Raw genomic sequence first — 21,997 nt, forward strand, 5'->3', positions numbered from 1 at the left:
GAGTCGGCGAGGACCAGCCCGAACGCCGCCGCGGCCGAGCCCGTCGCCGGATCCTCGGGGACGGCCTCACCCGGGATGAACACCCGGGCGTGCGTGGCCACGGTCCCGTTCGGGGCCTCGCTTAGCGCGTAGACGACGGTTCCGTCGAACCTATCGGTGGGCTTGGGACCCGAGAAGATCGACGCGCGGCCGACGGCCTCGTCGTTCACCCGCAGGAACGAGAACGGCAGCCCGGCGCTGGCGTTATGACCGGTCAGCAGGTCGTCGGCGGCCAGGCACGGCGTGGGTACTGAGGTGATCCTGGCACGTCCCCCGCGGTTCCTCAGGCGTCGTCCGCCAGGCGGGAGCAGTCCTGACACAGCCCGAAAATCTCGAGCTCGTGGCCGACCTGCGTGAAGCCGTGCTGCTGCGCGACGGTGGCCGCCCAGGCCTCCAGGTCGGTCGGCTTGATCTCGATCGAGAAGCCGCAGCGCCGACAGACGAGGTGGTGGTGGTGACCGGCGGAACAGCGCCGGTAGGCCGCCTCGCCGTCGGGGGTGCGCAGCACGTCCACCTCGCCGGCCTCGGCCATCGCCTGCAGCGCCCGGTAGACCGTGGCGAGCCCCACCTTCGCCCCGATTCCGCGCAACTGGTCGTGGACCTGCTGCGCGGTGCGGAACTCGCGTGCTCCCTCCATCAGGTCACGCACCGCGGCGCGCTGCCAGGTCTGGCGGGTGACCGGGCTGTTAGTGCTCGTCATAGTGGTCTCCGTGGAGGGCATGCCGGTGCCCGTCGTGGACGTAGTCGACATGGTCTCCGTGCTGGATCACCTTGACCCCGGACTTGTGCGCGTGGCCGTCGTCGTGGTTCTCGGCGGGGGTGTGGTCGTGGCCTCCGTGGTCCTCCACGAACGGGATGAACTGGTGAGCCCTGCGGATCCGCCCGCCGAGCAGCCAGGCTATGCCGAGCAGCACGATGGAGGTCACGACGATGGTGGCGCCGGTGGCGGTGTCCAGGTAGTAGGAGCCGACGGTGCCGCCGAGGGCCGCAAGGACGCCGACGACCATCGACCCGAAGAAGGCGTGGTAGAAGCCGACGAACAGCTGCTGGGCGGCGGCGACGGGGATGACCATCAGGGCACTGATCAGCAGCAGGCCGACGGTCCGCATCGCCGCCGTGATGCTGATGGCGGCCAGCACGACCACGAGCAGGTTGATGACCTTGACGCGGATGCCGAGCACCCGGGCGAAGTCCTCGTCGACGCACACGGCGAACAGCCGGGGGGCCAGCCCGATGCACGTGACGAGGATCACGACGCCGAGCACGGCGATCAGCACGATGTCGGTCTCGCTGACCGAGGTGAGCGAGCCGAACAGGTACGACGACAGTCCGCCGGCGCCCTGCCCGGCGATGCCGGCCATCAGCACGCCGGAGGCGAGGCCGCCGTAGAACAGGATGGCCAGGCCGAGGTCTCCGGTCGCCTTGCCGTGCTGGCGCAGCAGTTCGACGGCCACCGCCCCGACGACGCAGACGACGACGGCGACGGGCATGGTCGCCCAGCCCGTCATCAGCGCCAGGCCGACGCCCGCGATCGCCACATGGCCGAGCCCGTCGCCCAGCAGGCTCATGCGCTTCTGGACGATGAAGGTGCCGATGGCGGGCGCGATGAGGCCGCTCAGCACGGCGGCGATGACCGCGCGCTGCATGAACGGCAGGGAGAGGATCTCGATCATGATGCCGCTCCTGCGATGGGGTCGGAGAGTCCGATCAGCGACGGCTCGGGGGCCGGGTGGTCGCGTTCGGTATCGACGGGGTGGTTCTCGTCTGTCACGACGCGTCCGTCGCACAGCGTGACCGTGCGGTCGAGGACCTGGGCCATGGCGCCGCGTTCGTGCAACACGACGAGCAGGCCGAGCCCCGCGTCTCGGAAGCCACGCAGCAGCTCCGCCAGCCCGGCCTGGCTGTGCAGGTCGACGCCGGCCAGCGGTTCGTCCATCACGAGCAGCTCGGGCTCGGCGGCCAGTGCGCGGGCGATCAGCACCCGCTGCTTCTGGCCTCCGGACAGCGCGCTGAACGGCCACTTCGCGCGGTCGGCCAGCCCGACCTGTTCGAGGGCGTGGTCCCTGGCAGCCCGGTCGGCGGCGGACAACCACTGGAAGGGCCTGCGGTGTGCCAGCCGCCCGGCCGACGCGATCTCGCGCACGGTCGCGCCCGCCACGTTCACCGTCGACAGCTGTGGCACGTAGCCCACGCGCCGCCAGTCGTGGAACCCTGGCAGCCGCTCGCCGAAGAGCTCGACGACGCCCTCCTGGTGCGGGATGAGCCCCAGCACGGCGCGGATGAGTGTCGACTTGCCGGATCCGTTGCCGCCGATCAGGGCGACGGCCTCACCGGCCGCGACGTCGACGTGGACGTCGCGGAGGATGGGCATCCCGCCGAGGGAGACGTAGACGCCCTCGGCGTGGACGAGGTCAGCTGCAGCCATTGGCCGTCCGTAGTGCTTCGAGGTTTGCGCGCATGATTGAAGGGTAGTCAGTGCCGGGCGACTTTTCCGTGACGCCCTCGAGGGGGTCGAGCACAGCGGTCTTCAGGCCGAGGTCGCTCGCGATCGACGAGGCGACTGCGTCGGAGCTGAGGGTCTCGAAGAAGATCGTGGTGATGTTGTGCTCCGTCGCCTCCTCCTGGATGGCGGCGATGCGGGCCGGCGAGGGCTCCTCGTCTGGGCTGATGCCCGAGATGCCGATCTGGGTGAGGTCGTAGCGGTCGGCGAGGTAGCCGAAGGCCTCGTGCGTGGTGATGAACTCGTTGATCGCACAGTTCTGCAGGCCCGTGGTGAACTCGTCGTCGATCCTGCTCAGCTCCGCGGTCGCGGCGTCTGCGTTGGCGCTGAAGGTCCCCGCATTGCCGGCATCGACCTCGGCGAGCGCGTCGGAGATCGCCGCGACGACCTTCTGCATCCGGGTCGGGTCCTGCCAGAAGTGCGGGTCGAAGTCGCCGTGGTCGTGCTCGTCCTCGGTGGCCTCCTCTTCGTGCTCGTCCGCCTCGTGGTCGTGGTCCTCGACAGGGGTCAGCAGATCGACGTACTGGGCGACGTCCAGCACGTTGGTCGCGCCGGACTGCTCGATGGCGTCGTCGACGGCGCTCTGAAAGTCGGAGAGGTAGATGACCAGGTCGGCGTCGGCCAGGGATGCGACCTGTTTCGGCGTGAGCTCCAGGTCGTGCGGCTCGACGCCCGGCGCCGTCAGCGTCGAGACCGACCCGATGTCGCCCATCACCTGGGTGCTCGCCCACTCCAGCGGATAGAAGGCGACGACCACGTCGGGGCCGTTGTCCTCGGCGTCGGTCGAGCTGGTGGCAGCGGTCGAGCCACAGGCCGCGAGGCTGAGCGCTGCGGCGGCGGCAAGTGCGGGCTTCAGGTCCATGAGAACCATTATCAACTGGTGGAGGGTTGCTGTCAAAGCCGAGGGCGTGTGACCACCGGAGATCGTCCGCTAGTGTCGTGACCATGCTCGCCATCAGCCGCTTCCGCGACCAGGGCGACGGGTTCCGAGACGAGGCTCAGCCCGTCGTCGACTGGTGGTCGGCCCGTCCCGGCTGCGTCAGCATGGACCTCGTGCAGAACCTCGACGAGCCGGGTCTGTGGGCCATTGTCGGCCGCTGGGCGTCCGTCGGCGCCTACCGCCGCTCCTTCAACGGGTACGACGCGAAGATGCTGCTGACCCCACTGCTCAGCCGCGCCGTCGACGAGCCGAGCGCCTACCTGCCGCCCGACGAGGTCGGCGAGAACCAGCCCCGCAACACCTGATACGACTGAGGAGTCATCGTGGACACCCGCCTCGTCCTTTCCGCCGCCGGGGTCAGCATCGCCCTGGAGACGACGGGGGGAGACCTCCCCGAAGTGCTGCACTGGGGAGACCACCTCGGCCCCGTCTCTGAGACCCAGCTCACCGAGCTGTCGGCGGCGACCCGCGCCACCGTCGCGCCCAGCGCGCCGGACAGCCCCGTGCGCTACGCGGTCCTGCCGGAGGCCAGGCGCGGCATCACGGTGCGGCCCGGGCTGATCGGCTCGCGCGACGGCCGCGACTGGACGCCCGACTGGCGGGTGAACGCCGTCACGGTCGACGGGGCGCCAGCCCCCGCCTTCGCCTCACTCGGCGCCGCCAGCGTCGACTTCCACGCCGTCGCGCCCGGTCTCGAGCTGACGATCACGGTGCAGCTGACGCCGCAGGGCCTGGTCGCGGCGCGGGCCGCGGTCACCAACCGCGGGGAGGGGGCGTTCACCCTCGACGAGATCACGCTGGCGCTGCCGGTGCCGACCCGCGCCACCGAGGTCCTCGACTTCGCCGGGCGCTGGGGCGTCGAGCGGTTCCCGCAGCGCACGACACTCGGCACGGGCGCCCACCGCAGGGAGGGGCGACACGGCCGCACCGGCGCCGACGCCGCCTATGTCCTGCACATCGGGGAGGCGGGCTTCGGGTTCGGCGCGGGCGAGGTCTGGTGCGTCCACACGGCGTGGAGCGGCAACCACATCCACCAGGTCGAGCGCGACCTCTACGGCACCCAACTCATCTCCGGCGGCGAGCTGCTGCTGCCTGGGGAGGCCAGGCTGGCGACGGGGGAGAGCTACACGACCCCCTGGCTGTACTTCGGCCACGGGCATGGCCTCGACGCGGTCGCCGATCGCTTCCACGGCTTCCTCCGCGCCCAGCCGCACGCCCCGTCGGCCGACCGCCCGGTGACGCTCAACGTCTGGGAGGCCGTCTACTTCGACCACGACGCCGACCGTCTCGTCGACCTCGCCCGCCGCGCGGCGAGGGTGGGCGTCGAACGGTTCGTGCTCGACGACGGCTGGTTCGGTGGCCGCCGCCACGAGCGCGCCGGCCTGGGCGACTGGGTCGTCTCCCCCCAGGCGTGGCCCGACGGCCTCCACCCCTTGGTCGATCAGGTCAAGGACCTCGGCATGCAGTTTGGGCTCTGGTTCGAGCCCGAGATGGTCAACCTCGACTCCGACGTCGCCCGGGCGCATCCAGAGTGGGTGCTGCAGCCCGCCGGCCGGCTGCCGGTGGAGTCCCGCTTCCAGCAGGTGCTCAACCTCGCCGACGAGGGCGCCTTCGCACACGTCCTCGGCCAGGTGGACGCCGTGCTCGCCGAGTACCGCATCGACTACGTGAAGTGGGACCACAACCGCGACCTGGTCGACGCCGGCAGCGGGCCGGACGGCCGGCCCGGCGTGCACGCGCAGACCGCCGCCTTCTACCGGCTGCTCGACGAGCTGCGCCGACGGCATCCGGGCGTGGAGTTCGAGTCGTGCAGCTCCGGTGGCGCCCGTGTCGACCTCGAGGTCCTCAAGCGGACCGAGCGGGTGTGGGTCTCCGACATCATCGACCCGGCCGAGCGGCAGCGGATGCTGCCGTGGACCGGCCAGCTGATCCCGCCGGAGTTCCAGGGCAGCCACATCGCCTCGGGACGTTCGCACACGACGGGGCGCTGGCATGACCTCACCTTCCGTGCCGTCACCGCCGTGTTCGGGCACCTGGGCATCGAGTGGGACCTCGCGCAGGCCACCGAGGACGAGCTGGCCGAGCTGGGCTGGTGGATCGACTGGTACAAGGCCAACCGGTCAGTGCTGCTCGGCGGTCGGCAGATCCGCGTCGACACCCCGGATCCCGGCACCTGGTTCAAGGGCGTCGTCACGAATGACAAGGCGATCTTCTCGCTGGCTCAGCTGTCCGCCACGCCTGGCGCCAACCTCGGCCTTGTGCGGTTCCCCGGCCTCGACAGTGACGCGGACTACCGGCTGACCGTCATCGATCGGCAGCCGGTGCCGCCGCAGCTGCGCCCCGCGTGGGAGGCGCAGCCCGTCGTGCTGCCGGGCAGACTGCTCGGCACCGTCGGCGTGCGCGCACCGATGATGCTGCCCGAGTCGGCCGTCCTGTTCGAGCTGGAGCGCCTCTGAGCCGGGTGGCAGGCCCGCTGGTCAGAGGGGAACGGTGTCCACAGTGTCGCCTCCCAGGGCGTCCAGCAGCTCGACGGCCTCGGGGTCGGTGGGCGGGCGCTCTTCGGTGGCCGCGATGTAGTCGGCGATGAATGCCCGCAGCGGCGGCGCCGAGACGCTGAGGTGCCCGTCGACCTCCTCGCCCACCCTCGCGGAGGGGGAGATGTGCAGCAGCATGAGGTACATCGGGATGCGGTGGCGTGCCGGCGCGATCCCGGGCTGGAAGAACGGGGCGACGACGCGCCGCGCACCGAAGCGGCGGTAGAACCGCAGCCTGGCTTCCGGGTCGCCGTGTTCCTCGACCACGTCGGCGCGATCGCCCGGCCGCTCGACCTCGCCGATCACGAAATCCGGGGAGAAGATCTCGTCCCACCGCTGGAGAGAACCCGCCATCAGCGCGTTGCCGTACCCGCCGCCGCGCGTGCCCGGCCGGACCGCCAGATAGGCGAGCAGCAGTACTCCCGCGCCGGCGTCGTGGAAGGCGATCGACACGGCCAGGTCCAGGCCCTCGTCGTCCCGCAGAGTCAGGACCAGCGAGCCGGGATCACCGAGGTCGGCCTGGAGCGCCTCCAGCGAACCTAGCTCGTCGGCGGGGAAGCTGGGCTCCAGCAGCTCGCTGTAGATGCGCGCCAGTTCGTCCGGGTCGGAGACGGCGGTCAGGTGCGTGCTCATCGGGGGTTCCTCATGAAGGCAATGCTGCCCTATCCCGCCGTCGCTGTGGCGACTGAGTGTCCGCCCCGGTTTAGCTCTATATTGTCCTTGCTTTATTCCAGACCGGCCCGCGGCCCTGACAAAGGCCGCCTCCGAAAGGTTCCCCCCATGCATGCCATCGCCAAGCGAGCAGCCCTCGGCGTCTCGTCGGTGCTGGTCGCCGCCCTCGCGCTGACCGGTTGCGGTTCCAGCAGCGACGCGACGACCGATGCCGCCTCGACCTCCTCGTCCGCCGCCGACGACGCATTCCCCGTCACCATCACCTCCGCCCTCGGAGACGCGGTGATCGAGTCCAAGCCCGAGCGCGTCGCGACCTGGGGCTGGTCCGCGCAGGATGCCGTGCTCGCGCTCGGCGTCGTGCCCGTCGCGATGCCCGCCAACACCTACGGCGGCAACGAGGACGGCGTCCTGCCCTGGGACGCCGACAAGATCACCGAGCTGGGCGGTGAGACTCCGACCCTGCTGACCGGCACCGAGAACGGGGAGCCGGACGTCGAGGAGTTCGTGGCCGTCAAGCCCGACGTCATCCTCGCGCCCTACTCCGGCCTGACGCAGGAGCAGTTCGACTCGCTCAGCCAGATCGCTCCGGTCGTCGCCTACCCCGACCAGATGTGGGCCACCACCTGGCAGGACCAGACGACGCTCGTCGGCCAGGCCCTCGGGCTGGAGGACGAGGCCGCCGCTCTCGTGCAGCAGACCGATGATGCCGTCGCCAAGCTTGCCGCCGACAACCCGGTGCTCGCCGGCAAGACGTTCGTCTACGCCGCGAACAACCAGCCCGAGGTGCTCAACATCTTCCGCGACACCGACCCGCGCGTGCAGCTGCTCGCCCAGCTCGGCATGACCGTCGCACCCTCGGTCGACGAGCTCGACCCGAAGGAGGACGACTCGTACTTCTTCCCCGTCTCGTTCGAGAACCTGCAGAAGGTGGAGTCCGACGTGCTCGTGGCCTACTTCGGTAGCCAGGACGAGGCCGACGCGTTCGTCGCCGACCCGCTGGTCGCGGCCATGCCGCAGGTCAAGGAGGAGCGCTTCGCCCCGATCGTGGGCGAGTCCTTCGTGATGGCCTCCAGCGCCCCGACCGTCCTGTCCATCCCGTGGATGCTCGACCAGTACGTGCCGCAGCTCGCCGCGGCCGCTGAGCGTGTCAAGTAGCACCAGCACCTCCAGCAGACCGGCCCCGGGGCTCGACCGGGGCCGGTCCACGAACCGGCGCGCCCCGGGGGCGGTGGTCCTGATCGTCGCGCTGGTGGCCGCGTCGTTCCTCAGCCTCGCCGTCGGCAGCGCCGACATCTCGCTCGAGAGCGTGTGGCGGGCGATCGTCGCCTACGATGCGGCCGACCCTGAGCACATCGCCATCATCGACAAGCGGCTGCCAAGGACGGTGGTCGGCATCGCCGTAGGGGCCGCTCTGGGACTCGCGGGGGCCGTCGCACAGGGCCTGACCCGCAACCCCATCGCCGACCCGGGCCTGCTCGGCATCTCTCCCGGCGCGGCGCTCGCCGTGGTGGTGGGCATCGTTGCCTTCGGCGTCACGAATCCCGCGGGCTACCTGTGGTTCGCCTTCGCCGGCGCCTGCATCGCCTCCGCGCTCGTGTGGTTCATCGCCTCGCGCGGTCGGGACGGCGCCACGCCCGTCAAGCTGACGCTCGCCGGCGCCGCGATCGGCGCCGCCACCACCTCGCTCGTCTCCGGGCTCCTGATCGCGCGCGCCGAGGCGCTCGACACCATGCGCTTCTGGCAGGTCGGTGCGCTCGCCGGCCGCGGTTTCGACGTGCTCGGACCGATCGCGCCGTTCCTCATCGTCGGGGTTGTCGCCGCGCTGTTCCTCGGCCGGCCCCTCAACCTGCTCGCGCTTGGCGACGACACCGCGGCAGGTCTCGGCCTGAACGTCGGCCGCACCCGGCTGCTGGTCGGCGCGATCCTCGTGGTGCTCGTCGGAACCGCCACCGCCGTCGCCGGCCCCATCAGCTTCCTCGCGCTGGTCGTCCCGCACGCCGTGCGCCGCTTCACGGGGCCTGACTACCGCTGGATCCTGCCCTACAGCGCGCCCGCGGCCGCCGCGATCCTGTTGTTCGCCGACGTCGCCGCGCGGATCGTCGCCCGACCGAGCGAGCTGCAGGTGGGCATCGTCGTGGCCGTCGTCGGCGCCCCGGTGTTCATCGCATTGATCCGACGGGGAAGGGCGGCCGGCCTGTGAGCGTCACCGCGACCTGGCGGCGGAACCTCCGCCGCCGCACCATGACCGTCGGCCTGTGCATGACGACTCTGGCCTTCGCTCTGTTCGTCGTCGCGCTGATGCTCGGCCAGGCGGGGCTCTCCCCGACCGAGGTGCTCGAGGCGCTCACCGGACGCGGCGACCGGATCACCAACTTCGTCGTGCTGCAGAACCGCCTCCCACGGGCGCTGGCCGCCGCGCTCGTCGGCGGCTGCCTCGGCGCCTCCGGCGCCGTGTTCCAGGCGGTGCTGCGCAACCCGCTCGCCAGCCCGGACATCATCGGCGTCACGTCGACGGCGGGCACCGCGGGCGTTGTCGGCGTGCTGCTGCTCGGCCTCTCCGGGCTGCCGCTCACCCTGCTGGTCGCCGTCGGCGGCGTCGTCGGGGCCGCGATCGTGGCCGGCCTGACCTGGAACCGCGGGCTCGTCGGGATGCGCCTGGTGCTGGTCGGCATCGGCGTCGCGGCCGTCGCCACGGCGTTCACCAGTTATCTGATCACCACGGTCGACAGCCGCGAAGCGGCCGTGGCCTACACCTGGCTGGTCGGCTCGCTGAACGGGGCGGGGTGGCCGGTCGTGACCGTCACCGCCGTGGTCGGCATCCTGGCGCTGGTCGCGCTCGCGCTGCAGGCCAGGGGACTGCGCGCGCTCGAGCTCGGCGACGCGACCGCCGCAGGGCTCGGGTTCCGGGTCGAGCGCACCCGCATCCTGGTGATGCTCACCGCCGTAGTGCTGGCCTCGGTCGCGGTCGGGGCGGCGGGCCCCGTCGGGTTCGTCGCGCTGATGGCGCCCCAGATCGCGCGCCGCCTGGTCGGCCACGCGTCAGCGTCGCCCGCCGCGGCCACCGCCGTCGGCGCCGCGCTCGTCATCGGCGCGGACCTCATCGCCCAGTACGCCGTCTCGGGCGTCAACCTGCCGGTAGGCGTCGTGACCGGCGCCCTCGGCGCCCCGTACCTCGCCTGGCTGCTCGCCAGGAACGACATCAACCGCCCGGGAGGCCGATCGTGACCACGTCGCACCAGCTGAGCGCCGAGAGTGTCAGCCTCGGCTACGACCAGCGCACCGTCGTCGACGGGCTCGACCTCGACGTGCCCCCCGGCCGCCTCACCGTCATCGTGGGCGCCAACGCGTGCGGCAAGTCCACGCTGCTGAGGGGCCTGGCGCGCCTGCTGGCGCCTACCTCCGGGAAGGTGCTGCTCGACGGCCACGACATCCACACCATGCCGACCTCCCGGGTCGCCACACTGTTGGGCCTCCTGCCGCAGTCGCCCATCGCGCCCGACTCGATCACGGTGGCCGACCTCGTCTCCCGTGGCCGCTACCCGCACCAGGGCTGGCTGCGGCGAGGCACGGCGAACGACGACGAGATCGTCGACGAGGCGATGGCCTCCGCCGGGGTGATCGACCTGGCCGAGCGCAGTGTGGACGAGCTGTCCGGCGGCCAGCGCCAGCGCGTCTGGATCGCCATGGCGCTGGCACAGGACACCGATCTGCTGCTGCTCGATGAGCCGACCACCTACCTGGACATCTCGCACCAGATCGACGTGCTGGACCTCCTGGTCGACCTGAACGAGCGTCGCGGCACCACCGTCGTGATGGTGCTCCACGAACTGGCGCTGGCCTGCCGCTACGCCGAGCATCTGATCGCGATGAAGGACGGCCGGATCGTGGCGCAGGGCGCCCCCGTCGACATCGTCGACGCGGCTCTGGTGAAGGAGGTCTTCGGCATCGACTCCGAGGTCCTCTCGGACCCCGTGAGCGGCACCCCGATGGTCGCTCCCTACAGCCGCCGCCACCGCCCGGTCGGCTGAAACTCTCCGCTCGGCGACTCCTCTCGCTGCGCTCGAGGCACCTCCACAGGCCCGGCGACTCCTCTCGCTGCGCTCGAGGCACCTCGACAGGCTCGGCGACCCGTCCGGTTCCCTGAGCCTGTCCCGGTTCCCTGAGCACTTCGACGAGCTCAGCACATGCTTGTCGAAGGGCCCTGAGCGGAGCGAAGGGGATCACTCGGGGGTTTCCTCTCGCTGCGCTCGAGGCACCTCGACAGGCTCGGCGACCCGTCAGGTTCCCTGGACCTGTCCCGGTTCCCTGAGCCTGTCCCGGTTCCCTGAGCACTTCGACGAGCTCAGCACATGCTTGTCGAAGGGCCCTGAGCGGAGCGAAGGGGATCACTCGGGGGTTTCCTCTCGCTGCGCTCGAGGCACCTCGACATGCTCGGCGACCCGTCCGGTTCCCTGAGCCTGTCCCGGTTCCCTGAGCCTGTCCCGGTTCCCTGAGCTTGTCGAAGGGCCCTGAGCGGAGCGAAGGGTTCCACCCCGACGACGATTCTCGCCACGCCTCACCCGCGACGTAGACTGTCACGTCGCCCTGCTACCCAGAGGAGCCCGCGTTGACCGTGACCGACACCACCTTCGCCCCGCTGCGCCTGCACGCGCCGAGCCGGCGCGACGCCGTCGTCGTCGAGCTGCCGGTGGTGCTCGCGCCCATGGCGGGTGTGACGAACGCCGCATACCGGCAGCTGTGCCGCGAGCAGGGCGCCGGGCTGTACGTGTGCGAGATGATCACGTCGCGTGGGCTGGTCGTCGGTGATCCGAAGTCGCGCGACATGGTGCGCTTCGACGACGGCGAGACCACCCGCTCGGTGCAGCTCTACGGCGTCGACGCCCCGATCATGGCCGAGGCCGCCCGCATCCTCGCCCGAGACTTCGCCGTCGACCACATCGACCTCAACTTCGGCTGCCCTGTGCCGAAGGTCACCAGGAAGGGCGGCGGGGGAGTGCTGCCCTACAAGCGGGACCGGCTGCGCGCCATCGTCCGTGAGACGGTCGCCGCTGCCGACGAGTTCGGCGTGCCCGTCACCGTCAAGACCCGCATCGGCATCGACGACGCCCACACCACATTCCTCGACGCGGGCCGCATCGCCGAGGAGGAGGGCGCGGCGGCGATCACCCTGCACGGCCGCACCGTCGCGCAGGCGTACTCGGGGGAGGCCGACTGGGCCCGGATCGCGGAACTCAAGCAGGCGGTCGGCATCCCGGTGCTCGGCAACGGCGACATCTGGGAGGCCGAGGACGCGCTGACCATGATGGAGGAGACCGGCTGCGACGGCGTCGTCATCGGCCGAGGCTGCCTCGGCCGCCCCTGGCTGTTCGGCGACCTGGCGGCCGCCTTCCGCGGGGAGGGTCAGCGGATCCGCCCGACGCTCGGCGAGGTCGGCCGGATGATCATCCGCCACGCGGAACTGCTTGCCGAGCACCAGGGCGAGCGGCACGGGCTGACGGACCTCCGCAAGCACATGGCCTGGTACTTCAAGGGCTACCCCGTCGGCGAGCTGCGTCGGTCGTTCGCCATGGTCTCCTCCCTGGGCGAGCTACGCGGGCTCGTCGACCAGCTCGACGCCGACGCGCAGTTCCCCGTCGCGGAGCTCGGGACCCCACGCGGCCGGCAGGGCTCGCCGCGCGGCAAGGTCGTCCTGCCGCACGGCTGGTACGACGACACCTCGGGTTGCGACCTCGACCTGAGCGACGCGGAGGTCGGCGTCTCGGGAGGCTGAGGATTCCCGTTATCCGACCCGTCTCAGCAACGTCACAGGTGGTCGGAGTAGATTCCCCGAAACGCGGTTGCTCCTTGTGGGTGGCCTTTCGATCGGAGGTAATCCCCAATGACCGAATCTGTGACTCTAGTCGTCGACGGGGTCGAGCACGTCCTGCCCGTCGTGACCGGAACCGAGGGTGAGCGGGGGATCGACATCAGCTCGCTGCGCGCCACGACCGGGCTCATCACGCTCGACGACGGCTACGGCAACACCGGCTCGTGCGAGTCGGCGATCACCTTCATCGACGGTGAGAAGGGCATCCTGCGGTACCGCGGCGTGCCCATCGAGGACCTGGCCGCCCGCTCGAGCTTCATCGAGACCGCCGAGCTGCTGATCTTCGGCTCGCTGCCGGACAAGGAACAGCGCGACGAGTTCCGCGACCTGCTGACGGAGAACTCGTCGCTGCACCGCGACATGCGCAAGCACTTCGACGGCTTCCCCGTCAACGCGCACCCAATGAGCATTCTCTCGTCGATGATCAACGCGCTGCAGAGCTACGAGCCGCACCAGGAGTTCGACGACGAGGCAGGGTTCCGTCGGGCGGCGGCCAGCCTGCTCGCCAAGACGCGCACGATCGCGGCGGCGTCCTACAAGTCGCACCTGGGGCAGCCGGTCACCTACCCGCGCTACGACCTGCCCTACGCCGAGAACTTCCTGCACATGATGTTCTCGGTCCCGTACCGCGACTACGAGGCGACGCCCGAGGTCGCCCACGCGCTCAACATGTTCCTTGTCCTGCACGGGGACCACGAGCAGAACTGCTCGACGTCGACCGTCCGGATGGTGGCCTCGTCGAAGGCGAACCTGTTCGCGTCCGTGTCCGCCGGCGTCAACGCCCTGTGGGGTCGCCTGCACGGCGGCGCCAACATGGCCGTCATCGAGATGCTGGAGCGGATCCAGGAGGGCGACCTGACGGCCGCGGAGTACGTCGCGAAGGTCAAGGACAAGTCATCCGACGTCAAGCTGATGGGCTTCGGACACCGCGTCTACCGCAACTTCGACCCACGGGCGAAGATCCTCAAGGAGGCCGCGGACTCGCTGCTCGACTCGATGCACGTGACCGATCCGCTGCTGGACATCGCCCGTGAGGTCGAGCAGATCGCGCTCGCTGACGACTACTTCACCTCGCGCCGCCTCTACCCGAACGTCGACTTCTATTCCGGCATCATCCTGCGCGCCATCGGCATCCCGAAGGATATGTTCACGGTGCTGTTCGGGATCGGCCGCACGCCGGGCTGGATCGCGCACTGGAAGGAGGTCCACGACAACCCGGGTCAGCGGATCTACCGGCCCCGGCAGATCTACACAGGGGAGCCGCTGTCGGAGTGGATCCCGCAGGGCGAGCGGCCGGCGGTTCCGCCTACGCGCTTCCGCCGTTGGCGTGGTCTACGTTTGAGGGGATGAACGACAACCTGTTGCCGCGCGCACGGGCCTGGGCCGAGACGATGCACGGCCACGGCTCGGACGTCACCGTCGCCCACTCGGCCTCGCGGGCGCGCGTCTCGCCCCGCGAGCCACGCGGCCGGGAGACCCGAGAGGAACTCGAACGGCTGACACTGGTGCCGGAGGCGGCGTTCTCGCGCGGCTCGGGTGAGCGGGCCCGCGAGGAGGAACCCGACCCGCTGCGCACCTGCTTCGAGCGTGACCGCGACCGGATCGTGCACTCCGCGGCCTTCCGCAGGCTGGCCGGCAAGACGCAGGTGGTCGTCTACCCGACCGACCACCAGCGCACCCGCCTGACGCACGCGCTCGAGGTGGCCCAGGCCGCCGTCGCGATGGCGCGGGGCATCGGCGTCAACGTCACGCTGACCGACGCGATCGCGCTCGGCCACGACTGCGGCCACGGACCAGGCGGCCACGCCTCCGAGGACGCGTTCGACGAGTTCATCACGGAGGGCTACGACCACGGCCCGTGGGGGGCCGACGTCGTCCTGGCCGACCTGAACCTCACGGTCCAGACGCTCGACGGCATCCGCAACCACTCCTGGTCGCGCCCCGCACCGCTGACGGTGGAGGGGGAGATCGTCTCCTGGGCCGACCGCATCGCCTACTGCGCTCACGACCTCGAGGACGCCATCCACGCGGGCATCGTCACGATCGACGACGTGCCCCCGATCGTGCGCGAGGTGGCCGGCACGCGACGGAGCCAGCAGCTCGCCACGTTCATCAACGCGGTGATCGACACGACGGCCGCGACCGGCACCGTCGGCATGGACAAGGTGACGGCGGAGGCACTCGCGGAGCTGCGTCGCTTCAACTACGAGCGGATCTACACCCGTGAGGAGGCCGTCGCCCAGTCGCTGACGGTCGTCGCGGTGCTGCGCGATCTGGTCAACTACTACCTCGAGAACCCCGATTCCCTGCCGCCGGAGTATACGCGCGCCAACCTGATGCACGGAGCTGTCGCCTACGTCGGTGGCATGACGGACCGTTTCGCGTTCGAACGGGCGCGCCTGCTGCTCGGCTGGGACCCCAGGCGGCTGCCCCGCTACATCGGCCGCGGAGCCTGACGGCCCTCAGGGATGCAGTCGCTCCTGCAGGTCGGAAGGCAGCAGCCAGCCTGCTGCCATCAGGGCCCGCGCGAGTGTCACGACGATCACCTGGGCAGCGTTGATGCCCACCAGGACCAGCACCTGTGCCGCCGCGGCCGCCCACGGGTCGCCGCCGCCCAACAGGACGCCGATGTAGGCGCCCGGCAGCGAGACCAGTCCGACGGTGCGGGTCTGATCCAGCGCCGGGAGCAGCGACTCGTGCAGTGTGGGGGAGACCACGCCGGAGATCGCCCTGTCCCGCGTGAACCCCAGCGACAGCCACGCCTCGTACTCGGTGACGTGCTGCCGCAACTCGTCGAAGGAGCGCCGGCCCACCAGCGTGTGCACCGTCATCATGTTGCCGACAATGATGCCGGCGATCGGCACGATCGCAGGACCCGTCAGCGGCGCGGTGCCGCCGAGGAAGATGATGGCCAGCACCGGAACGGCTCCCGAGGCCATCGCCAGCGCCGCGGCCAGGTGCGGTCGGATCCCCTTCAGGCCCGTGCGGCGGCCGGTGGTGATCACGCCGACGGTGAACATCAACGCGACGAACGCGAACGCCAGCCACGGGTTCGACAGTGCCACGCCGACGATCAGCGAGACGACCATCAGCTGCAGACCCGCGCGCACCGCGGCCCAGCCGATCGCCGCGCGCACGGGCAGGCGAGCCAGGTGGGCCACGGTCATGCCCAGCGCGACGAGCGCCAGGAGCGCCACCGCCAGGGGCCAGCCGAGTTCCACCGTCATGACAGGCACCCTACTGCTGCGCCGGAGGCTCCTGTCATGGGGCCTGGGAGGGTGCCACTACACTTCGCAGCATGGCGGGTCGAATCAACGAGGAGGACATCGCCCAGATCCGTGAGCGCAGTCGAATCGACGACGTCATCCGCGGCTACGTGCAGCTCCGGAACGCGGGCGGCGGGTCCCTGAAGGGACTGTGCCCGTTCCACGACGAGAAGACCCCCAGCTTCACCGTCACCCCGTCGCGCGGCTTCTACTACTGCTTCGGCTGCGGCGAGGGCGGAGACGTCATCACGTTCCTCCAGCGCCAGCAGAACCTGTCCTTCGTCGAGGCGGTGCAGGTGCTCGCCGACCGTGCAGGCATCGTGCTGCGGATCGACGACGACGGCCAGCCCGGCCAGCAGCCGGGGCTCCGCAAACGGGTGCTGGAGGCCAACCAGGCGGCCCAGGAGTTCTTCAGCGGCCAGCTCGACTCCGCCGAGGCGGTGGAGGCGCGTCGCTTCCTGAACGGCCGCGACTTCGACCGGGCGGCCGCGCAGCAGTTCACCGTCGGCTACGCGCCGCGGCACGGGCAGGCGCTACGCCAGACGCTGCGCGGCAAGGGCTTCGACGACACGGTGCTCAAGGCCGCCGGGCTGATCCGCGACGGTGGCCGGGACTTCTTCACCGGCCGCGTGCTGTGGCCCATCCGCGATTCGGCGCAGGCCGTCCTCGGGTTCGGCGCGCGCCGCATCTACGACGACGACCGGCTGCCGGCCAAGTACATCAACACGCCGGAGTCGCCGGTCTACAAGAAGTCGCACGTCCTCTACGGGCTCGACCTTGCCCGACGCGAGATCGGCCGCAGGTCGCAGGCCGTGATCGTCGAGGGCTACACCGACGTGATGGCCGCGCACCTCTCGGGGGTCACGACCGCCGTCGCGTCGTGCGGCACCGCGTTCGGTGAGGACCATGCGCGGCTTCTGCAGCGCCTGATGGGCAGCTCCGATGGCCTGCACGGCGAGGTCATCTTCACGTTCGACGGCGACAAGGCCGGCCAGGCCGCGGCTCTGAAGGTCTTCAAGGGGGACCACAACTTCACGGCCCAGACGTACGTCGCGGTCGAGCCGAGCGGGCTGGACCCCTGCGATCTGAGGATGCAGCAGGGCGACGCCGCGGTCCGGGAGCTGGTCGCGAGACGTGTGCCGCTGTACCGCTTCGTGATGAGCAACATCGCCAAGAGCTACGACCTGGACCGCGCCGACGGCAGGCTGTCGGCTGCCCGTGAGGGCGCCGAGCTGGTCGGCTCCATCCGCGACCAGTCGCTCGTGACCCAGTACCTCCGCGAGCTTGCCGGGGTGCTCGGGATGGACGTCGAGGACGTGCGACGCGAGGCGCAGCGGGTCGCCCGCCGGGGCCAGCACGCTGAGCCGCCGCGCAACGAGCCTCCGCCGGAGGACGCGGCCTCGAGCCCGGACCCCGACTGGCCTCGGCCCGACGACCCGGCACTCAGGCTGGAGCGCGACACGCTCAAGCTGATGCTGCAGTTCCCCCTCACGTTCGACACGGCCTGGAACGCGGTGACGGCCGACGACTTCACGCATCCCGGCTACCAGGCGGTGTTCCGGCTGATCAGCTCGGTCCCGTTCGGGGAGGGATGGACGGATCAGCTGCGTTCACAGGCGCCGAACGACCTGGTGCGCCAGCTGCTGGTCGCGTTGCTCGTCGAGCCTCTGCTGCGGGTGCCGGACGAGGGCTACTCGCTGGCCTACAGCTCCCGGCTGCGGCTGACGCATGTGACCCGCGACATCGCTCAGGTGAAGTCGCGGCTGCAGCGCACGGATCCGCTGAAGGACCCCACGGGACACCGCGCCCAGTTCGCGCAGCTGACGGAGCTGGAGATGCTGCGCAAGAAGCTGCAGAGCGTCTCGCTGGGCTAGGCGCAGCCCTCATCATCGAGCGACGCGCCGCGGCTCCGAAGCGCCGTCGTCCGCTCTTCCTCGAGGATCCGGCGGGCCGCCCGCAGCGCGCCCTGGTGCACCCGCAGCGCCGTGGACGACGAGATTCCCAGGACGGCCGCGGCCTCCTGGAGAGTGTGGGCGGGGCCGTCGAGGCCGAATCTCAGCTTCAGCATCGTGCGATGCCGGGGATGCAGCAGCTCGAGGAAGTCAGTGCCCAGCTCGTCGATCCGGTGAAAGGCGAGGGCTGCGTCGGGGTCGGCGAGCGGTTCATCGGGGAGGCCGACGATCATCGTCGCGCCCCTCGCGGCCGCCGTCGCGGACACGCCGGCCAGGGCCGCGATCTCGTGCGGGGCCAGCCGGATGCCCCGCTCGGCGAGGCGTGAGTGCTCGTCCGCGACGACCCGCGCCGCGCGCCGGTCACCCTTGCTGGAGGACCAGGAACCGCCCCTATGGCGGCCGACGCTCTGCATGGCAAAACTCACGAGGTGGTACACGTGCGTCGTGAACGAGGCGCCTCTGCGGCAGTCCCAGGTGCAGACAGCCTCGGAGACCGCGACGCACGCGTCCTGGAGGACATCGTCGACCGGAAGGCCGCTACGGGCCGCATGTCGGTAGGCGAGCGAGGCGGCGGTGCGGACCCCGGCCCACCAGAGCCGCTCGCGGGCCTCGTCTCCGGCGGCGACTATCGCGCGGAGCTCACGCCGCTCCGGCAACGTCGCCGCGTACACGCCCGCCTCCACGGCCAGGGCGAGGTGGGTGTCTTCTCCGGGCAGGAGGGTGACCATCGGGAAATCCAGGGTGGTTGTGCTCATGGCAGGAGATACTGCTGCGCGACGGTGGCCGCGGCGCCGGGGTGTTGGCGGGTGTGGAGAACTCCACGACGGACAACACGACTTCTCCACAGGCGCGCAGTCGGTTCGCGCCGGTCGATTCGCCCGTTGCCCTGCGGTCGGCTCCGGCCCGACCTCCCGCGGTGCAGCGGCTCTGCCCGCTTTCGGGGGTCGGGCAGAATGGGGACATGCCGCTGTTTCGACGCTCCACCCCCGACCACTTCGCAGGCCTCGCCGAGGCGGTTGGACACGCGGTCAAGCCGCTCGCCTTCGGGACCGGCGAGGGCTCGACGGTGCTGGTCGGCACGCACGAGGAGCTCGCGCTGTGCGTCGACGGAACGTGGACCAGCTGGCCGTGGGAGACGATCGCAGGCGGCTCCTGGAAGGGTGAGTCGAAGACCTTCCGCTGGCGCACCGTCGAGGCCGACGAGCACGAGGTGGTGCTCGAGGACGCCAACCGGCTGCCGCAGCTGTTCCGTGAGCGGATCGAGGCGTCCACCGTCGTGCAGTCGGTGATCGCCACCGACCCGGGACACGTCCAGGTGGTGGGCCGCCGCGGCCTCGGAGCCGACGAGACCGTCCGCTTCTACGCCGTCCCCTCGGGTGGCGCGGACCTCCTCGACGACGCCACCCGAGCGGCCATCGTGGCCGAGACCGACCGCCTGCGGGCCGAGTACTTCTGACCCCGAACCTCCCGGCCCGACCCCGGCTCACCTCCGACCCGACCCGGGACTCACCTCCGACCGGACCCGGGCCTCACCTCCGACCCGAAAATCGTTCAGTGGTCGATTCTCCCCGGTACGGTCCGAGAATCGCACACTGCCTCCGCTGTTCCGGGGTCGGCGACGGTGACGCCTGGCCGATTGGCGTGTCCCGCGCGGGGTCTGCTAGAGTTTTATCTCGCGCGAGGGCGCTGATCCCTGGTAGCTCAATTGGCAGAGCATTCGACTGTTAATCGAAGGGTTACTGGTTCGAGTCCAGTCCGGGGAGCCATTGAAGACCGCTCCGACAAGCATAACCGCTTGTCGGAGCGTTTTTTATGCAGAGCCCGGGCCGTGAGCCGCGAGGCCCAGAACGCAGGCAACGACTCCAGGTGGCCGATGCGACAGAGGTTGCATGGGCTGGGGGCGAAACTCGTTGCCGGACCGGGGAGAATCGACCACTGAACGTTTTTCGGGTGGGGGACGGGGATCGTGGCGGCGGGGGAGACGCGGCGCTAACGTCGGGCGGGTGAGAACCTGGTCAGAGATCTATCCACCCTTCGGGGTGGCCATCCGCTGCGGCGACGTCGAACTGAGCGCCCTGACGCCCGACGTCGTGCCGGAGCTGGTCGAGCTGGCCATTGCCGGCACCGTGCGGCCCGACACCGGATACCCGTTCGTCACGAACTGGGCGCTCCTTCCACCCGCGGAGTTGAGGCTCAGCGCCGCGCAGTTCTACTTCGACACGTGGGGTTCCGCGCGGCCGGAGAGCTGGCAGCTGCTGATGGTCGTGCGGCGGGGCGGGCAGCTCGTCGGCTGCCAGGATCTCCGGGCGACGCAGTTCCCGACGACCCGGATCGTGCACACCGGCTCGTGGCTCGGGCTCGCACACCAGGGCCGGGGGACCGGTACCGTGATGCGCCAGATGGTCTGTGCCTTCGCCTTCGACGTACTGGGCGCGACCCAGTGCCGCACCGAGGCCTTCCTCGACAACCCCGTCAGCCAGCGCGTCAGTGAGAAGGTCGGCTACGAGCGCTTCGACCAGCGCCCGGTCGAGCGACTCGGAGAGCCGGCCGAGGAGGTGTACTTCCGGATGACCGCGGAGCAGTTCAACCGGCCGACCGAACCCGTGACCTTCGCTGGCGTGGTCGCCTTCCGGCACTTCATCGACCTCGTCGACTGAGTCACGCGCAGGCGAACGGCCTCTGCAACGCTAGGTCCGATGCGGTCGGGCTACGACGTGAGCTCGCGGAGGTCGTTGAGGAAGCTGTCGGCCCAGCTGTCGATCGTGTTGGCGAGCACCTGCTTCTTCAACGCCCGCATCCGGCGCTGCCTGACTATTCGCGGGTCGGTGACGGCCCGCATGATCGACTCCTTGAGCCCGTTGAGGTCGTAAGGGTTCACCAGGTAGGCCTGGCGCAACTCCTGTGCGGCGCCTGCGAACTCGCTCAGCACGAGGGCGCCGCTGGTATTCGGGTGGCACGCGACGTACTCCTTGGCCACCAGGTTCATGCCGTCGGCGAGCGGGGTGACGACCATCACGTCGGCGATCCGGTACATCGCTGCCATCGTGGTGCGGGGGAAGCTGGCGTGCCGGTACACGATGGGCGGGCGCCCGATGCCGCCCACCTCCGAGTTGATGCGGCCGACCAGCTGATCGATGTCGTCGCGGAGCCGCCGGTACTCGTCGACCCGTTCCCGCGACGGCGTGGCGATCTGCATGAACACCACATCGGCCGGGTCGAGGCGCCCCTCCTCGAACAGCTCGCCGATCGCGCGGACCCGTTGCCGCAGGCCCTTGGTGTAGTCGAGGCGGTCGACGCCCAGCAGCACCACCTTGGGATGCCCGAGCTCCTCGAGCAGCGCATCGGACTCGGCGACGACGTCGGGGTCCTGCGCCATCTCGATGAACCCCTCGGTGTCGATGGAGATGGGGTAGGCCTTCACGTTGCACGCGTGGCCGGGGAGCAGCACGCGGTCACGGTCGAGCTTCAGACGGGTCCGCTTGCGGACCAGCCGCCGGAAGTTCGACGCGGCGCCCGGCACCTGGAAGCCGACGAGGTCGGCGCCGAGCAGCCCCTGGATGATCTGCTCGCGCCACGGTAGCTGCAGGAAAATCTCGATGGGCGGGAACGGGATGTGCAGGAAGAAGCCGATCTTCAGGTCGGGCCGCATCTCGCGGAGCAACTGCGGCACCAGCTGCAGCTGGTAGTCCTGGATCCACACCGTCGCGCCCTCGGCCGCGACCTCCGCGGTCCGCTCCGCGAACCGACGGTTGACCTCCACATATGCGTCCCACCACTCACGGTGGAACTCGGGGAAGGCCACGGTGTCGTGGTACAGCGGCCACAGCGTGGCATTGGAGAATCCCTCGTAGTACTCCTCGAACTCCTGCTGGCTGAGCGGGATCGGCACGATCTGGTAGCCGTCGTGGTCGAACGGGTCGAGTTCCTCGTCGGGTGCGCCGTGCCAGCCGATCCAGGCGCCGCCCTGCTTGCGCATCACGGGCTCGAGGGCTGTCACCAGGCCGCCCGGAGATGTGCGCCAGTCGACGCTCCCGTCGTCGGCCACGACCCTATCGACTGGCAGACGGTTGGCGACGACGACGAACTGGGCATCTCTGTTCACTGGTGAACCTCCTGGTTGCGTTCCACCCTATCGACCCGTCAAGGCCTGTCGGTGCTTCCCGGCGAACCGGGTGAGACGCAGCGCCGGACGCGTGGATGAGCACGACACACTTCTCATCGCGGAAAA

General features: G+C 70.2%; 20 protein-coding genes, 1 tRNA gene and 1 pseudogene. 13 read left to right on the plus strand and 9 right to left on the minus strand.

The annotated features are described in order from the left end of the window. Positions 1–26: 26 nt before the first annotated feature. The 5 genes and pseudogenes from QH948_RS14145 to QH948_RS05790 form a co-directional block, all read right to left on the minus strand. Positions 27–359 (minus strand): annotated as a pseudogene (locus QH948_RS14145) (hypothetical protein); the annotation flags it as partial. After that, positions 323–739: a Fur family transcriptional regulator gene (locus QH948_RS05775; RefSeq protein WP_281145901.1), complete on the minus strand. Its 417-nt coding sequence runs from the start codon at positions 737–739 to the stop codon at positions 323–325. The pseudogene QH948_RS14145 and the gene QH948_RS05775, both read right to left, overlap by 37 nt. Then, a complete protein-coding gene (locus QH948_RS05780; protein ID WP_348634946.1) occupies positions 726–1,712 on the minus strand; it encodes a metal ABC transporter permease in 987 nt (328 codons plus the stop codon). The genes QH948_RS05775 and QH948_RS05780 overlap by 14 nt, the downstream gene beginning before the upstream one ends. Further along, the gene (locus QH948_RS05785) at positions 1,709–2,464 is read right to left on the minus strand and encodes a metal ABC transporter ATP-binding protein (RefSeq protein WP_281145902.1); all 756 of its coding nucleotides are present in this window, start codon (positions 2,462–2,464) and stop codon (positions 1,709–1,711) included. Before QH948_RS05785 ends, QH948_RS05780 begins: the two co-directional genes overlap by 4 nt. Continuing rightward, positions 2,451–3,401, minus strand: coding sequence for a metal ABC transporter substrate-binding protein (locus tag QH948_RS05790; RefSeq protein WP_281145903.1), 951 nt, complete (start codon positions 3,399–3,401; stop codon positions 2,451–2,453). Before QH948_RS05790 ends, QH948_RS05785 begins: the two co-directional genes overlap by 14 nt. A gap of 83 nt (positions 3,402–3,484) precedes the next feature. Between QH948_RS05790 and QH948_RS05795 the strand changes: the two genes are divergently transcribed. Together QH948_RS05795 and QH948_RS05800 are read left to right on the plus strand one after the other, a co-directional pair. Further along, positions 3,485–3,784, plus strand: a complete 300-nt coding sequence (locus QH948_RS05795) for an antibiotic biosynthesis monooxygenase family protein (protein ID WP_219080093.1) — start codon at positions 3,485–3,487, stop codon at positions 3,782–3,784. A gap of 18 nt (positions 3,785–3,802) precedes the next feature. Next, entirely contained in the window at positions 3,803–5,935 is a 2,133-nt protein-coding gene (locus QH948_RS05800) for an alpha-galactosidase (RefSeq protein WP_281145904.1), read from the plus strand. A 21-nt stretch (positions 5,936–5,956) separates the two neighbouring features. On the opposite strand, the gene QH948_RS05805 is transcribed toward QH948_RS05800, so the two are convergent. Next, positions 5,957–6,646 (minus strand): GNAT family N-acetyltransferase, encoded by a 690-nt coding sequence (locus QH948_RS05805; protein ID WP_281145905.1) that lies wholly within the window; start codon positions 6,644–6,646, stop codon positions 5,957–5,959. A gap of 147 nt (positions 6,647–6,793) precedes the next feature. On the opposite strand from QH948_RS05805, the gene QH948_RS05810 reads away from it, so the two are divergent. The 7 genes from QH948_RS05810 to QH948_RS05840 all read left to right on the plus strand — a co-directional run bounded on the left by QH948_RS05810 (position 6,794) and on the right by QH948_RS05840 (position 15,007). Beyond that, positions 6,794–7,840 (plus strand): iron-siderophore ABC transporter substrate-binding protein, encoded by a 1,047-nt coding sequence (locus tag QH948_RS05810; RefSeq protein WP_281145906.1) that lies wholly within the window; start codon positions 6,794–6,796, stop codon positions 7,838–7,840. A gap of 73 nt (positions 7,841–7,913) precedes the next feature. Beyond that, positions 7,914–8,885 carry a FecCD family ABC transporter permease gene (locus QH948_RS05815; RefSeq protein ID WP_281145907.1) on the plus strand — a complete coding sequence of 324 codons (972 nt, stop codon included), beginning with the start codon at positions 7,914–7,916 and terminating at the stop codon, positions 8,883–8,885. Beyond that, the gene (locus QH948_RS05820) at positions 8,882–9,910 is read left to right on the plus strand and encodes a FecCD family ABC transporter permease (RefSeq protein WP_281145908.1); all 1,029 of its coding nucleotides are present in this window, start codon (positions 8,882–8,884) and stop codon (positions 9,908–9,910) included. The genes QH948_RS05815 and QH948_RS05820 overlap by 4 nt, the downstream gene beginning before the upstream one ends. Continuing rightward, positions 9,907–10,713, plus strand: coding sequence for an ABC transporter ATP-binding protein (locus QH948_RS05825; RefSeq protein ID WP_281145909.1), 807 nt, complete (start codon positions 9,907–9,909; stop codon positions 10,711–10,713). The genes QH948_RS05820 and QH948_RS05825 overlap by 4 nt, the downstream gene beginning before the upstream one ends. A 578-nt stretch (positions 10,714–11,291) precedes the next feature. Beyond that, positions 11,292–12,455: a tRNA dihydrouridine synthase DusB gene (gene dusB, locus QH948_RS05830; protein WP_438874124.1), complete on the plus strand. Its 1,164-nt coding sequence runs from the start codon at positions 11,292–11,294 to the stop codon at positions 12,453–12,455. A gap of 108 nt (positions 12,456–12,563) precedes the next feature. Continuing rightward, positions 12,564–13,901: a citrate synthase gene (locus QH948_RS05835; protein WP_281145911.1), complete on the plus strand. Its 1,338-nt coding sequence runs from the start codon at positions 12,564–12,566 to the stop codon at positions 13,899–13,901. Positions 13,902–13,942: 41 nt separating this feature from the next. Beyond that, on the plus strand, positions 13,943–15,007 hold the full coding sequence (locus QH948_RS05840) for an HD domain-containing protein (RefSeq protein WP_281146147.1): 1,065 nt from the start codon (positions 13,943–13,945) through the stop codon (positions 15,005–15,007). Between the two features lie 6 nt (positions 15,008–15,013). Here QH948_RS05840 and QH948_RS05845 read toward each other — a convergent pair whose 3' ends face one another. Beyond that, positions 15,014–15,778, minus strand: coding sequence for an ABC transporter permease (locus QH948_RS05845; RefSeq protein WP_281145912.1), 765 nt, complete (start codon positions 15,776–15,778; stop codon positions 15,014–15,016). A 71-nt stretch (positions 15,779–15,849) separates the two neighbouring features. Between QH948_RS05845 and dnaG the strand changes: the two genes are divergently transcribed. Beyond that, a complete protein-coding gene (dnaG, locus tag QH948_RS05850; RefSeq protein ID WP_281145913.1) occupies positions 15,850–17,691 on the plus strand; it encodes a DNA primase in 1,842 nt (613 codons plus the stop codon). On the opposite strand, the gene QH948_RS05855 is transcribed toward dnaG, so the two are convergent. Beyond that, positions 17,688–18,524, minus strand: a complete 837-nt coding sequence (locus tag QH948_RS05855; protein WP_281145914.1) for a sigma-70 family RNA polymerase sigma factor — start codon at positions 18,522–18,524, stop codon at positions 17,688–17,690. The two genes, dnaG and QH948_RS05855, sit on opposite strands and share 4 nt — an antisense overlap. A gap of 206 nt (positions 18,525–18,730) precedes the next feature. On the opposite strand from QH948_RS05855, the gene QH948_RS05860 reads away from it, so the two are divergent. The 3 genes from QH948_RS05860 (at position 18,731) to QH948_RS05870 (ending at position 20,426) form a co-directional block, all read left to right on the plus strand. Beyond that, positions 18,731–19,225 (plus strand): hypothetical protein, encoded by a 495-nt coding sequence (locus QH948_RS05860; RefSeq protein ID WP_281145915.1) that lies wholly within the window; start codon positions 18,731–18,733, stop codon positions 19,223–19,225. Positions 19,226–19,459: 234 nt separating this feature from the next. Further along, positions 19,460–19,535: transfer RNA gene (locus QH948_RS05865), tRNA-Asn, on the plus strand. 237 nt (positions 19,536–19,772) lie between these two features. Next, positions 19,773–20,426, plus strand: a complete 654-nt coding sequence (locus QH948_RS05870; protein WP_281145916.1) for a GNAT family N-acetyltransferase — start codon at positions 19,773–19,775, stop codon at positions 20,424–20,426. Positions 20,427–20,476: 50 nt separating this feature from the next. Here the strand turns inward: QH948_RS05870 and QH948_RS05875 are convergent, their stop codons facing one another. Next, the gene (locus QH948_RS05875) at positions 20,477–21,871 is read right to left on the minus strand and encodes an alpha,alpha-trehalose-phosphate synthase (UDP-forming) (RefSeq protein WP_281145917.1); all 1,395 of its coding nucleotides are present in this window, start codon (positions 21,869–21,871) and stop codon (positions 20,477–20,479) included. Positions 21,872–21,997: the final 126 nt, after the last annotated feature.

It is taken from the genome of Tessaracoccus lacteus (genome assembly GCF_029917005.1).
In the GTDB taxonomy this organism is placed as follows: Bacteria; Actinomycetota; Actinomycetes; order Propionibacteriales; family Propionibacteriaceae; genus Arachnia; species Arachnia lactea.